Consider the following 13,090-nt stretch of genomic DNA (forward strand, 5'->3'; position numbering starts at 1 on the left):
CACCATCATTACCTGCTGCCATGACGACAATCACTCCTTTGCTGCTGGCATAGTCAATGGCTGACTGTAGAGTGCGATTGGAAGATCCGCCTCCTAAACTGAGGTTAATTACATTAGCTCCATTATCCACGGCGTAGCGAATACCTTTAGCTATGGAACTATAGGAACCAGAGCCAGAACTATCTAAAACTTTGACGGGCATAATCTTGGCATCGTAGGCAATACCAGTGACACCGTAGTTATTATTTTCTCCTGCGATCGTCCCGGAAACATGAGTACCATGACTGTTGTCATCTAGGGTGTTGTTGTTATTATCAGCGAAGTTCCAGCCGTAATTGTCATCAACATAGCCATTGCCATCATCATCTATACCGTTACCCGGAATTTCCTTGCTATTCGTCCAGATATTATTTTTTAAATCTTCGTGGTTGTAATCAACTCCAGTATCTACAACAGCGACAACAACGCCTTTACCTGTGTATCCCTTTGCCCAAACTTCCGGTGCTTTAACCAGGTCTGCTCCCCAATTATTGCCACCAAGATCGGGAACATCAGCAAAGGTATTTTGACCAATAGCTTTAGCCACTGCTGCTGCTCCATTAATCAAGCCATAGCCATTGGTGGAGTTATAATTTTGAGCGCTAAAAGTATTACTAGCGTTACTGCTATTTGCAGATTCATCGTTATTTAGCAACTGCACATCAGCATCGGCTGAGTTATAGCTACTACGTCTGCTGAAGTTGAGACCGTAGTCATCTTTGGTATTAAAGCTATCTAATGAGGAAATTGAAGTAGCATTTAGCTGTTTCTTTGACAATATATTGTTATTAACATCATCAATGTGCATAAATTTTTTCTCAAAGATAGCAACCGTTTTTTTGACAGTTTGAAGCCTTGAAACCTTTGCAAGAAGAAGATTTCAATCTGTGAATAAGCCTCATTGTCAATAATTACTATGAAATTTCATAACAAAATGCTAATTCTATTACCAAAAAACATTCTGATAAGTATGGTTTTTATTAAGAGTAAATTTATCGAGTAAATCTTAAATCTTGGATGTGTATTAATGGAGACTAATGTAGAAAGGATAATCAGATATTATGACTACTTTTATTACTCTTATACTGATTCTCTAAAATGCGGCTACAGATACAAATCCTCAAAGCTTTAGCAATCGTAAATGAGTTGTGAAAATCGAGAGACTCAGATCCCCGACTTCTTTGAGAAGTCGGGGATCTTATTGTTCTTTTTTTTACGTAGACGCTTCTCTACAAGACGCTACGCGAACGGCTTCCCGCAGGGTACCGCAGAGGCGCAGAGAAAAAAAAGAGAAGGAAAAAATTGCTTAACTGAACTGTATTGGTATAAAGTGTGTTTTACTCCTGAATTCTGAATTCTGCTGTAAATCTATTAAATGTTTGCTTGCTGCCGTTGATATAGTGACCAATACAAACCCTTTTGTTGCAACAATTGTGAGTGAGTACCACGTTCGGCAATCACACCTTGCTCCAATACCAAAATCAAATCAGCACGTTTGAGGGGAGCAAAGCGGTGAGCAATCAGGAACACGGTACGGTTGGCGGAAATTTTTTGCAGGTTTTGCAGTACTTGTTGTTCGGTTTCACTATCCAAAGCACTGGTAGCTTCATCCAAAACTAAAATCGGCGCTTGAGAAAGAAATAATCTTGCCAGAGCAATACGTTGTCTCTGTCCACCAGATAAAGCTGTACCGCGTTCGCCAACATTGGTTTCGTAACCGTAGGGTAATTGACTGATAAAGTCGTGGGCTACTGCTAGTCTTGCTGCTTCTACTACTTGCTCGGCGGTAATGTCGGGAGTACCGAGAGTGATATTTTCCAAAATCGAACCGTTGAATAAAAAGTCTTCTTGGAGAACTACACTAACTTGTTGCCGCAGTGAGGCTAAATCTGCACTTTTTATATCAAAACCATCAATCAGGATGCGTCCTGATTCAATTTGATAGAGGCGTTGCAATAGTTTAGATAGGGTACTTTTGCCAGAACCGCTACGTCCGACAATGCCCACAAATTGCCCTGGTTCGACACTGAAAGAGATTCCCCGCAAAATTGCTTCAAAGTTGGGCCGGTAGCGGAAAAATACTTGCTCGAAGGTGACTTGTCCTTTCAGTGGTGGTAAAACTAGACCAGTTCCTAGTTCAGCTTCTGGGGAGACGTTGAGAATATCACCAATGCGATCTACAGAAAGTAGCACTTGTTGAAGGTTTTGCCACAACTGTACTAAGCGCAAAAGCGGACCTGTGACTCTACCAGACAACATTTGAAATGCAACTAGCTGTCCAATTGTCAGCTTTTGTTCGATGACTAACTTGGCACCAAACCAGAGAATCAGCATGGTGGACAAATTAGTGAGAAAGTCACCAATGTTGCTGCTGATATTGGAGGTGGTAGAAGCTTTAAAACCTGTGCGAATGAAGCGGGCAAATAAGCCTTCCCAGCGATCGCGGGCTACTGGTTCGGCTGCATGGGCTTTAACGGAGTGAATTCCGGTGATTGTCTCTACTAGAAACGATTGACTATCGGCACTCCGGTTAAAAGTTTCGTTGAGCCAGTTACGCAGAATTGGGGTTGCAACTATCGTTAATGTGGCAAATAGCGGCAGGACTGCTAAAGCTACAAAGGTGAGTGGGATGTTATAGTAAAACATCAATGCTAGGTACACCACAGCAAAGATGCTATCTAGAATTACAGTTAATGCTGTACCTGTGAGAAACTGACGAATTTGTTCGAGTTCCTGGACTCGTGCTATTGTATCTCCAACGCGCCGCGACTCAAAATAAGCTAACGGCAGACGCATCAGATGGCGAAATAGCTGTGCTGATAAACTTAAATCTAGACGACGAGCTGTATGGGTAAAGATGAATAGACGTAAAATACCCAGTATGGACTCAAATATAGCTACGCATAAAAGTGCGAGCGCCATCACATCGAGAGTTGGCAAACTCCCCTGCACCATTACTTTATCAATGACGACTTGGGTAATTAGCGGTGTCGTTAATCCCAAAAGCTGCAAGGTAAAAGATGCTAACAATACTTCTGTGAGCAATCCTTTATATTTCCAAACTGCTGGGGTAAACCAACTGAGGTTAAATTTTTCTTGTTGGGATATGAGTTCTACTTGCCACAATCGTCCATCCCAAGATGCCTCAACTATAGATTGCGGCAAGGATTCACAAGTCCGTTCGGGATTTAGAGGGTTAGCGATAATTAAGCGATCGCCTTTAACTCCATAAGCTACCACCCAGGATGGACTCTGGGGTGAATCAGAACTCCATAGTAGTAAAGCTGGAAATGACAATTGGCGTAACTCACCCCAACTCACTTGTAACCGCCGCAACACTAATCCTAACTTTTCTGCTCCTTCTACAACCTGTTTTGGGCGTTGTCCTCTGAGTTGACGCTGCACCCATTCCAGTTGCACAGAATTTTCTAACTGTTGCGCCACCATTGTTAAACAAGCAGCAGCAGTATTCCAGCTAGCAACAAAGGGATAATTTGCAACGATTAGATTGGCGGCTGGAAGTCCTTTTTGGGGTTGGATGCTGTGGGGGCTGGAAGTTCCGTCTGAGGCTGATGTTACTGAAGGACTGCTAGAGAAGGAAAATGTCTCCCTTTGTCCCTCCATCTCCACTGGTAACGCTTGCCAAAATTCCTGAATTTGTGGGTGAGAAAATTCTGTCCACAGTGCAGTATCCCAAAAAACTACTACCACTTCTTTACTAGCAGCTACAGCTTTAAAATCCGCAGACAGCTTGTGGAATTCACCAAACCAATCTCCCACATCTAGGGCGGCTATTGGTTTGCCAACGCCCTCTTCTCGCAAGCGGACTTTCCCAGCCACAATTAAAAATTGATAACCACCGACATCGTTCGACCAGATTTTTTCTCCAAGACGATACTGGCGGGTTTGGCACTCATTTTCCAATCGGGATTGTTGTTCGGGAGTCAGCCAGCATAGCGGTGGCTGATTCCAAGGCAAAGAAGCTAGCACTTTTAATCGTAAAGATTCATTATCCAGAATTTTTAACTCACTTGTAACTTGACTGTCAGTTTTTGAATTTTCTCCGCTAGCCATTTTTCAAACAACTCATTTTGTAGTGCTTGCTGTAGTTGAGTATCTTCTAAAGACGCTGGTAGAAATTGTTCTACTCGAAACAAACCATAAGGCCCTTCTCCTGGGGGAGAGTCTTTGCCAACGATTTCTATTGGACCGATCAATTGTCCTGGGCTGGCTATATCAATAGCTGCACGTAATATATCCGGCATGCTACCTCGGCTGACGATTCCCATCATGCCGTTCACAATTCGGTCATCTGAAAGCGAATACTCTTTAGCTAGTTGCTCAAAACTACCTCCTTCTTCAATTTGGGTTTGGAGTTCGTCTGCCAATTCTCGATTATCAACAACAATCCGAGAAAGCACCACCCGATCTAAGAAAATCTTGCGCTCAATAAAATATTCTGAGAGTTTTGTTTCCGTCACTACAGCTTTCAGCTTTTCTAATTTGTAACCAAAAGTGACTGATGTGTGAAAGGTAGTGTAATCGGTGTTATTTGTCTTTAACCATTCTTGAAAAATTTCTGGGTCAGTGAGTTGATTTTTCAGCCTAAAGTCAATTATTGACTGCTCAGTTATTGCGGTGCCAATTTCAACATCATCTCGTGTTCGGATTTCTTCTTCAATTACGTACTGCCGAAGAATATCCCCAATGAACTGCCCCAATTTTCCAGAGGCTTGCAGGTACTTTACTGCTTGCTCAATAGAAATTATTTGGTCATTAATTGTCAAAAATGATAAAGATTCCATGAAATAATTATGTGAAAATGGTTAAACACTTATAGGACTTTTAAATTAAATCATATAGAAATTATTTAGCCGTTGATGGATAAATATGATAAAGATTCCATGAACTAATTACACCTAAATAGTCAAAAAATTATATAGCTAGTAAACAATATAATTTCCCTCAATCACTTTTACAGTCTAGTAGGGACAAAACAGGATTGAAAACATCATCTGTAGTGCAGTAGCAAGGCAGATTGCTTATTTTCTCCTGATAGCCTCTCATGAGTGCTGAGTGGTGAGTGCTGAGTGATGAGTGGGGAATTTCACTTTTTTACTCAGGACTGGCTCAACGCCCCGCTTCCGCTAACAGAAATGTTTTGCCCCAACTAAACAGAGTAATTGGTTCTCATCAGTTTACTTAATGAAACTTATCCATGTCCAGGCAATTAGCACAGCTGCGATCGCACCAATTAATGTATTAAAAATATTTACTACTTCATTGGTCAGCCAGGTATACTTAGATTGCAGTGTTGCCCCAATCACACTTTCTAAGTTAGTGGCAATAAATGCTGCTAGCACACACCAAGCGACTCCTAATAGATCGATTAAACCAACTCCCCAACCAACAAATGCGATCGCTACAGAAGCTACAATTCCAGCTAAAGTTCCCTCCAAGCTTACTGCTCCTTCTGTACCGCGAGGCACTGGTTGGAATGTGGTAATCAAAAAGGTGCTTTTACCATAAGCTTTACCAACTTCGCTAGCAGTGGTGTCAGCCAACTTGGTACTGAAACTCGCTACATAGGCTAACAATAATAGAGACTGGGGACTAGGGATTAGGGACTGGGAAGTAGGTGCGAGAAATCCCGAATTTATCAACCCTACTCCCAAGGCACACAGCGCCCCAGTTAAAGCCGAACCCCAAACATTTTCTGGGCCTCTTGCCCCAGAACGCTTTTCGGCAATTCCTTCTGCCTCCTTCTGCGCCATACCAATACGGGTAACGCCAGAACCAACCAAAAAATAAAACATTACTACTGCATATCCTTGCCAGCCTAGAGTTACCCAAATTAAGATGGACAGGAACCAGGCGTGGAATAATCCAGCAGTGGTAAGTAGCTTTTTCGGAGCAATCCAAGCTAAACCCAATAAAGTTGTGTTTAATACTACTGCTACTAACCAGGGATTTACAGAATCAATTGAGGATGACATCAGCAATTAATCATGAGTAATTTTGTCTGAATATAACAGAATAACGAATTTGTCATGCTTAGTGCTTTATTGTTGCAACCTCTCTAGCGAAAGTAATATGTTTGTATTATTAACCAAATTGCGTAAGTATCGCTCTGAAAGCTGAGTGTAAAACCATAAACATACTTTTAGATATACACTGCAATATTGACTAAAGAACGTGGATTAAACAAAATGCAAAACTTCTTTTGAGGTGGGTAGACTCTTCGCCGTAGCCGCAGATTACAATGGCTGAAGTATTACTCAGTCCCCAATCTTAGTCATAAGGGTAAAGAATATAAGTTAATGTCAATAAAAACTGTGTTCAAGTTAACCACAATCAAAACTTAATAGCATAAATTGTAGATAGCATCAACTACTAGTATTTTTCATACAAGCTATGAGCCAAACTTTATTCCATCTAGCTTTCCCTGTTGCTGATATTGCTCAAACAAAAGCATATTATGTAGATGGCTTGGGCTGCATTCCTGGTCGGGAAAACCACCATGCCCTGATTCTCAATCTCTACGGTCATCAATTAGTGGCTCATGTCACTAAAGAACCTTTGACACGACAAGAAACTATCTATCCCAGACACTTTGGGCTAATTTTTACTCAAGAACGCGACTGGCAAGACTTACTAAAAAGGGCAGAACAACAACAGCTACTTTTTCGTGAAGAAACTAAAAGTCGCTTTGTTGGTTCTCCTCTTGAACATCACACTTTCTTTTTAGAAGATCCCTTTTATAACCTCATGGAGTTTAAGTATTATCGTCACCCAGAGGCGATTTTTGGGAGTTACGAGCATACGCAAATTGGGGATAGGACTTAATAAATTCGTAATTCGTAATTCGTAATTCGTAATGACGCTCCTGCGTCGCTAACGTAATTCGTAATTGAAAGAAGAATAAATCAAGTGTGGCAAGCATTCTAGTTACTGACTGGATTTTTTATTCAGTAAGGGTAGCTTAATAGGTTTGGCTAAAGTTTTTGTGACTACTGCTAAACTCCTGGAATCTGTCACCATCCAACGGTGTAGAGCAACTGGTACTATTACTTCGCTTCCTACGGAGATTTGTGAACTATTGGCTGGGACAATCATTAAATCATAAGGTGTCCAGATAGACGTAAAATCTAGCTGCCCTAACATTACAGCATCAGAATTCAAATCCTTGAGAAAAATGCTGTCGGGGCGCATTTGTAGGCAACCAGGACGGCGGGAACCATAAGCAACAACAGTTCCATGATGGGGCGAAGAGATCGTGATAAACCGATGCACGCGGTTAATTCCTCCCAGTCGCTGAACATAGTAACGGCTGACAATTCCTCCCATGCTGAAGCCGATTAAATCTAGGCGTTGTTCTGGCGCAAAGGTGGCTGTAACATAATCGGCTACTTGTTTCGCCAGTTCATCAAGACCTATATCACCATTATTAGGAACTAGATTCAGGCTATATACAGACCAACCCCGTTGTATGAGGTATGCCCTCATTTTATGGAAAACTGCCTCTGTATCGACAATCCCGTGTATTAACAAAACGGGATTGCGTTGTTGATTTTCAATGTTCATTTACGAAATCTGGCTGAATTAAGGGGTGTATTTCACTTTTGTAGGTACTAACTGCTCTACAAACTGAAGCTATTACTTTTCCGATTCTTTAAAAGATATTTTTCCAAACAAAACTGAAATGCTTTCAAAGATGAATTGTATAAAATTTAACTAATTAATCTCGCCATCTGCCAATAGGTTATGACACTCTTCTCTCTGGTTGAGAGTAAACTGCTTGTTTAACTTCAATTGGGTATTTACCAAACAAAGAAATGTTAATTATTGTAAAGCTTGCTTTCAGAATCTTGCTCTTAGTTACAGTAAAATTTAATAATTAGTTCTTGGTGTATGCAGGTTGCAAATGCTTGCAATAGAACATTTGCCCTGTAGTTTTACTACAATGTTAATTAAGCACAAACCTATAAGGGTTGTCACCAGAGCGGGTTGACACCAAGTAGAAAATGTAACATATTGTCGTAATTTTTAACAATTACGGTGGGGTTCCAAATCAAATATAAAAGGTAAAAGGCAGGAGTAATTGTAATGGATTTTATCAAAAATTTAATTTCGGGTATTCAGGGTTTTCTTGGCGGGATTCTGGGTTTCATTACCGGACTGTTGCCAGCGAAGAAGAAAAGCAACGGCTACTTCTTAGAATTGGACGAAGCCAAAGATGCTGCTAAAGAGGTAGCATCGAACGCGAAGAAAGTAGCAGAGACAGTTACATCGACAGTTGCATCGAATGCGAAGAAAGTAGCAGAGACAATTACATCAGAAGCACCAACTCTATCCAAGCCAGATTCATTGAACGGAACAAAAACCGCCGCTACTAAGGCTAAGGCCAAGGAAAAATCAGCTAAAAATCCCAAACCAGCCGATGTTCAACTAGTTCAGACTGCTGAAGGTCTGAGAGTTGAACCGGGCAAAAAAGAAAAAGCCGCAGCCGCAAAAGTACTCAAAGAGCAGCCAACTGAAACAACCTTTGCACCAAAATATCTTTCTCCTTCGATTACTAGCTCTAATGGTCGTCGTCGTCCAGGGGCAAATATGAGTGCTTATCTAGATATGGCACGTCAGATTAAAACACCTAAATAATTCATAGAGACCGCAAATTTAGGGTCTGTATAGAGTGAACTACCCCGCCGTAAGACGGACGGGGCTTCCCAATTCATCGGGAACAGCCTTCAGGACTTCGTAGTAAAAGACAAGTCTGACATTCCCTCCAAGGGCAGGAGTCCTGGTTCCCAAGACCCAAATCTTTCTCTTGCGACACTTACCTATACAGCTTGGTTTTCGCTTACGGCATTGGTGGTCAAGACAGTAGCTATCTTACCAGAAAATACTAGGGATTCGTCATACATCTGGAATTTGTTTTTACTTGAGTTTTAAATCAATTCCAGATGCAATCCTCACCCCCCGCTCACAATCCCCACCTTATGAGTACATTGAAGGTGGGGACTTCCGCGACACGTTAAACGTGAAGATGCAAGGTTAAGATAACTTTGACAGTTGTAGATGGGGGAACTCTCCAAAGTAGGAGCGATCGCTTAATTTTCTCCACTACAACTGCATCCTTTAAGGTTGAGGTTTCCTCATCCAAAACTACCCGTTCTACCCGACCTTTGTTGACGGTGAGGTTCAGTTAAGGCTAGCAGTCTTTGCCAAAGTCATTTTTTTAACGTAGACGCATTCTACGAATTATTTAACAAACACCAGTCCACTATATAAATGAAAAGCTGAATCCCAATTAGTTTGTTCCCGACGAAACAGATCGATGTGAGACTTGATATGACTCAACATTTCTGTTTGGTCTAATGTTGTATCTGCAAAAGACGTGAAATCTGACCAGATTTTGACTTGAGGAAGTTGCTGGTCCATCCAACTCGATAAACTATTCCAATTAATTCTGATTGTATTTTGGCTAGCTTGGGGAATAATTTCTAAACCTTGCTGAAATTCATAGCCGTTATCATAAAGTCGGAGAATGCAACGTCTACTAGCTATGTGTAAATCACAAAACTGGGCATAGTCTTGTGTTTGAGTTTTCCATTCCAGTTTACGACGGGCATCAATATCTACAACTTGTTCAAAAATGGGCAAAAGTCCGACTACTCTTGCTGTGACTTCTGACCAGTCAAAGGTGAGAGAACCGAGTTGATTTGCCTCATTACGACAAACAACAGTAGCTTGTGGGGTAGATGCTTGGAAATGTTTGACTTGATAAACTTGAATTTGCTGAATTTGAGCTATTGTTGCCCAAAAGCAAGGAATGCCAGCTTGCTGTAACTGTTCGCCATAAAATTTTAGTTCTCCTACTTGGCCAGTACGGTACAATCTCCAGCCACGACTTGGCAGTATCAATCGTGCAGTATAGGGATCTATCTGCATAATTTGGGCGAATTTTCGAGATGCTTCTGTTTTTATCTCGTTACTCAGTGGCTCTAAAACTAGTATGCCAAGTTCGGTATTATTTGGTTGGGCTGTTGCTTGAGAAATAGCTCTTTGTCTTTCTTCTAGCTCAATTTCTTGTAGCCGTCGCAAACCTTGGCGTGCGAGGGTTACTATTTTGGTATTCCTTGTATCTCGTAGCAATTGCCGATAAATTTTTTCTGCATCTTGGTGTTTTTCAGATACTTCATGTAACCGACCGAGATAATATTGTACCCAAGGATTTTCGGGTGATTCTTTTTGCAGCTGTTTGAGTAATTTCGCTGCTGTTTGATAGTCTTTATGCTCAAAGGCGATCGCAACTTGCTCAATCATGTTTCAATCCACTGGATCAATGTCTCGCACAAAATCTCTTTTGCGTGAGCTATAAATCATTTATACTTCACAAGTTGCGGTAATCAAGGATAATGCCACTACTGGGGCTGTAACTGCTCTCAGGATGCGGCGACCAAGGGAAACAGGTTGAAATCCAGCTGACTTCGCATTCTCTACTTCTTGTGTTGTCCATCCCCCTTCTGGCCCCGTAGCAATGACAATTGTTTCTTGTCCTCTGTCGTTTGTCATTTGTCCTTTGTGCTGTAAGCAATTTTTTAAATGGGGAAACTCACCACGCGCCACACAGATATATTGCTGGCTGCTTGCAAATGACAACTGACCAATGACTAATGACAAACCCGTATTAAAAGCAACAGGTTCTAAAATTGTCGGCACGAATGAGCGCTCTGATTGTTCGGCGGCTTCCGCAGCGATGCGCCGCCAGCGTTCGAGCTTTTGAGGACTAGGATGAAGCAAGGTGCGATCGCTCAATACTGGTGCAATACAAGTTACTCCCAACTCCGTACAACACCGCACCACTTCATCAAATCCATTGCCTTTGGGTAACGCCACCATCAGCGTAATTGATACAGGTAATTCTGTTTCTACCAAAAGTTGTTCTAAAACCTGTGCTTGTTCCCCTGCTAGCTGTGATAACCACCATTTTCCTTTACCATCCATTGCAATAAAGCGATCGCCTTCACGCAAGCGCAACACGCGCCCTAAATAATGCTGTTGTTCTTTGGTGAGCAAAATTTGCCCTTGTTGAAATTGGGAAGGTGCGATCGCAATTCTTTGCAGTTGAGACATTTTTCTTATTGAAGAAGAATCCAGAATTCAGAATTCAGGTGGTCACTGAGCGTAGTCGAACTGAGTCAGAATAAATTAGTGGGGGATTCAAACCCGCCACTAATTGTAGACCGCTAAATTTTCAATGTTTAGGGGGTTTTAAACCCGTTTATTCATTCGCCACTTGCACAGAATTCATTCTGAATTCTGACTCCTGACAAGAAATAACACGATTTGCTGACAAGCTCAGAGGCTTCAGCCGTGAGTAGAAGCAAACGGCAGTTTTATTTAACTGCTGTGACTAAGTAATGAGTAATAAGTAATAAGTAATGGGTATTTACTTATTACTCATTACTCATTACTCATTACTTTTCAAGAATCTCAGTCACTTTTAGTGCTGAGAGTGTCAATAAAGTCCTTACTACGAACATTTTTTATTCAGCTTGATTAACCGGACATGATATGAGGTGACAAACCCTCTGCTTTGATTCAACAGCTAAGAGCTAAAGCTATGCTTTGTTAATTGACCCAGACATGAAATTATGGGGTACTAGTTGGAGTTGAAGTGCTTGTTGGAGTTGGGGTGCTAGTTGAACTTCCAGGATTAACCAGAGAACGAACTTGTTGCAGGTGTTCTTGGAGAGTTGGTAGCGTTTGCGCCGCAAATGCTTTTACTTCTGAATCTTGTCCTTGTTCAGCTTCAGTTTGAAATGCAGAGACATCCTTTTCATGATCTTGAAGCATCTGATTCAAATATTGGCGATCGAACTTAGCACCAGAAAATCTGGCTAAGGTTTGCTGGATTTGCTTATTTTTGCTGTCGAGAGTAGTTGGGAGCGTTACACCTTTTTGAGTCGCCAACTGTTTGAGTTGATTGTTCACCTGAGTATGATCTGTAACCATGCGCTGTCCATACTCTTTTACCGCATTGCTAGCTCCCTGTTTTGATGCCAATTCTCCTAATTGGACTTCTGCTAAACCACCTTGAGCAGCTTCAGTTATAAACTGTTTGTCTAAAGAACTGGGAGTGTTTTGCCCTGGTGTAGTTGGTGATGCAGTTGGTGATGGACTCTCAGTCGCTTGTACGGGTTGAGTTGTAGCAGGTGGAGCTTCAGATATATTGTCGTCATGGGGAGTAGTTGGCGTGCAACCAGTCGCCAAAGATAAAGCGATCGCTACTATACCAGTAGAAAGTATTTTAAAGTTGGACATAATCAATGTTCTCCTTGGATAAGGCTATATTTAAAAACGTCGAATGAAAAATAAGTGCGTAGGCGCAGCCAGCCGTAGGCATCGCCGAGTTAAGTAAGCTACAAACAAAGCTGATTGCGGATTTCCCTAATTGTCTCCTACAAGCAACAACAGGAATGACCCGTATAGTATCACGGCTATCTGGCACAGAGACTCTAGCTAAAGTGTGTTTTGAAATATACTCCGCAAGATGTATTCCCAATGCAAGTCAAGAATCTTCTTTGCTCAGAAATTGCTTAACCGTCTTAGGTTTAATCTGAGGATAGCGATCGCTCCCAATCCGATAGTCATGGTTCTTCTACTGACTGTTGAAGTCTTGCCAAATTAAACAAGTACTTGCGTTACAAATAGCACTCCTTCTTATCCACTGATATCTATCTGGAGTTAGGATTGTGCAACGTTTGCTCGCCAGTAAATCTTCCATTAGTTACTTCTTGTAGAAGAGCGTATACCAATTTTTAAGAGTTAAATAGTTCAATCAGCAACGCTGTAATTAACTCTTATTTAGTACGTCCCGCAATCAATCAATCAATCAATAAATCAATTTAAAGGCTTGTATATATCCTCAGAACTAGGGTTCAGATAAGGACGCTGTAAGTCAATTGTATGGCGTGCAAAGTGTTGGTCAATAACCCTCATCCGTTCCTCCATTGCATTTTTACCTTTTTGCCAAGCTTCTAATAAA

Annotated in this window: 11 protein-coding genes and 1 pseudogene; 2 read left to right on the forward strand and 10 right to left on the reverse strand. The window is 41.4% G+C overall.

What is annotated here, in order from left to right; genetic code table 11:
• From HWQ37_RS08085 to HWQ37_RS08100, 4 genes are all read right to left on the reverse strand, one after another.
• On the reverse strand, window positions 1–847 hold an 847-nt coding region (locus HWQ37_RS08085; protein ID WP_292745667.1), incomplete at its 3' end, for a S8 family serine peptidase.
• A gap of 563 nt (window positions 848–1,410) precedes the next feature.
• Window positions 1,411–4,113 carry a type I secretion system permease/ATPase gene (locus HWQ37_RS08090; protein ID WP_292745669.1) on the reverse strand — a complete coding sequence of 901 codons (2,703 nt, stop codon included), beginning with the start codon at window positions 4,111–4,113 and terminating at the stop codon, window positions 1,411–1,413.
• Window positions 4,062–4,844 (reverse strand): peptidylprolyl isomerase, encoded by a 783-nt coding sequence (locus HWQ37_RS08095; protein WP_292745671.1) that lies wholly within the window; start codon window positions 4,842–4,844, stop codon window positions 4,062–4,064. The genes HWQ37_RS08090 and HWQ37_RS08095 overlap by 52 nt, the downstream gene beginning before the upstream one ends.
• Window positions 4,845–5,237: 393 nt before the next feature.
• Entirely contained in the window at window positions 5,238–6,035 is a 798-nt protein-coding gene (locus tag HWQ37_RS08100; protein ID WP_292745673.1) for a TIGR00297 family protein, read from the reverse strand.
• A gap of 418 nt (window positions 6,036–6,453) precedes the next feature.
• Between HWQ37_RS08100 and HWQ37_RS08105 the strand changes: the two genes are divergently transcribed.
• Window positions 6,454–6,885: a VOC family protein gene (locus HWQ37_RS08105; protein ID WP_292745675.1), complete on the forward strand. Its 432-nt coding sequence runs from the start codon at window positions 6,454–6,456 to the stop codon at window positions 6,883–6,885.
• Between the two features lie 102 nt (window positions 6,886–6,987).
• Here the strand turns inward: HWQ37_RS08105 and HWQ37_RS08110 are convergent, their stop codons facing one another.
• Window positions 6,988–7,623, reverse strand: a complete 636-nt coding sequence (locus tag HWQ37_RS08110; RefSeq protein WP_292745677.1) for an esterase/lipase family protein — start codon at window positions 7,621–7,623, stop codon at window positions 6,988–6,990.
• A 522-nt stretch (window positions 7,624–8,145) separates the two neighbouring features.
• On the opposite strand from HWQ37_RS08110, the gene HWQ37_RS08115 reads away from it, so the two are divergent.
• Window positions 8,146–8,697 carry a YtxH domain-containing protein gene (locus tag HWQ37_RS08115; RefSeq protein ID WP_292745678.1) on the forward strand — a complete coding sequence of 184 codons (552 nt, stop codon included), beginning with the start codon at window positions 8,146–8,148 and terminating at the stop codon, window positions 8,695–8,697.
• A 376-nt stretch (window positions 8,698–9,073) separates the two neighbouring features.
• On the opposite strand, the gene HWQ37_RS34595 is transcribed toward HWQ37_RS08115, so the two are convergent.
• The 5 genes and pseudogenes from HWQ37_RS34595 to HWQ37_RS34830 form a co-directional block, all read right to left on the reverse strand.
• Window positions 9,074–9,202 (reverse strand): hypothetical protein, encoded by a 129-nt coding sequence (locus HWQ37_RS34595; RefSeq protein ID WP_363318094.1) that lies wholly within the window; start codon window positions 9,200–9,202, stop codon window positions 9,074–9,076.
• A 98-nt stretch (window positions 9,203–9,300) separates the two neighbouring features.
• The gene (locus HWQ37_RS08125) at window positions 9,301–10,365 is read right to left on the reverse strand and encodes a tetratricopeptide repeat protein (RefSeq protein WP_292745683.1); all 1,065 of its coding nucleotides are present in this window, start codon (window positions 10,363–10,365) and stop codon (window positions 9,301–9,303) included.
• 60 nt (window positions 10,366–10,425) lie between these two features.
• Window positions 10,426–11,175, reverse strand: coding sequence for a 16S rRNA (uracil(1498)-N(3))-methyltransferase (locus HWQ37_RS08130; RefSeq protein WP_292745685.1), 750 nt, complete (start codon window positions 11,173–11,175; stop codon window positions 10,426–10,428).
• Between the two features lie 519 nt (window positions 11,176–11,694).
• A complete protein-coding gene (locus HWQ37_RS08135) occupies window positions 11,695–12,366 on the reverse strand; it encodes a DUF4142 domain-containing protein (protein ID WP_292745687.1) in 672 nt (223 codons plus the stop codon).
• Window positions 12,367–12,945: 579 nt separating this feature from the next.
• Window positions 12,946–13,090, reverse strand: a pseudogene (locus HWQ37_RS34830) (T3SS effector HopA1 family protein); the annotation flags it as partial.

The organism is Nostoc sp. NMS4 (assembly GCF_017115095.1).
Lineage (GTDB): Bacteria > Cyanobacteriota > Cyanobacteriia > Cyanobacteriales > Nostocaceae > Nostoc.

What these genes read in the sequence shown, in the direction of transcription:
- HWQ37_RS08110 (WP_292745677.1), bottom strand. Translation starts at nt 7,623, where the DNA reads ATGAACATTGAAAATCAACAACGCAATCCCGTTTTGTTAATACACGGG.
- HWQ37_RS08100 (WP_292745673.1), bottom strand. Translation starts at nt 6,035, where the DNA reads ATGTCATCCTCAATTGATTCTGTAAATCCCTGGTTAGTAGCAGTAGTA.
- HWQ37_RS08115 (WP_292745678.1), top strand. Translation starts at nt 8,146, where the DNA reads ATGGATTTTATCAAAAATTTAATTTCGGGTATTCAGGGTTTTCTTGGC.
- HWQ37_RS08135 (WP_292745687.1), bottom strand. Translation starts at nt 12,366, where the DNA reads ATGTCCAACTTTAAAATACTTTCTACTGGTATAGTAGCGATCGCTTTA.
- HWQ37_RS08095 (WP_292745671.1), bottom strand. Translation starts at nt 4,844, where the DNA reads ATGGAATCTTTATCATTTTTGACAATTAATGACCAAATAATTTCTATT.
- HWQ37_RS08130 (WP_292745685.1), bottom strand. Translation starts at nt 11,175, where the DNA reads ATGTCTCAACTGCAAAGAATTGCGATCGCACCTTCCCAATTTCAACAA.
- HWQ37_RS08125 (WP_292745683.1), bottom strand. Translation starts at nt 10,365, where the DNA reads ATGATTGAGCAAGTTGCGATCGCCTTTGAGCATAAAGACTATCAAACA.
- HWQ37_RS08105 (WP_292745675.1), top strand. Translation starts at nt 6,454, where the DNA reads ATGAGCCAAACTTTATTCCATCTAGCTTTCCCTGTTGCTGATATTGCT.
- HWQ37_RS08090 (WP_292745669.1), bottom strand. Translation starts at nt 4,113, where the DNA reads ATGGCTAGCGGAGAAAATTCAAAAACTGACAGTCAAGTTACAAGTGAG.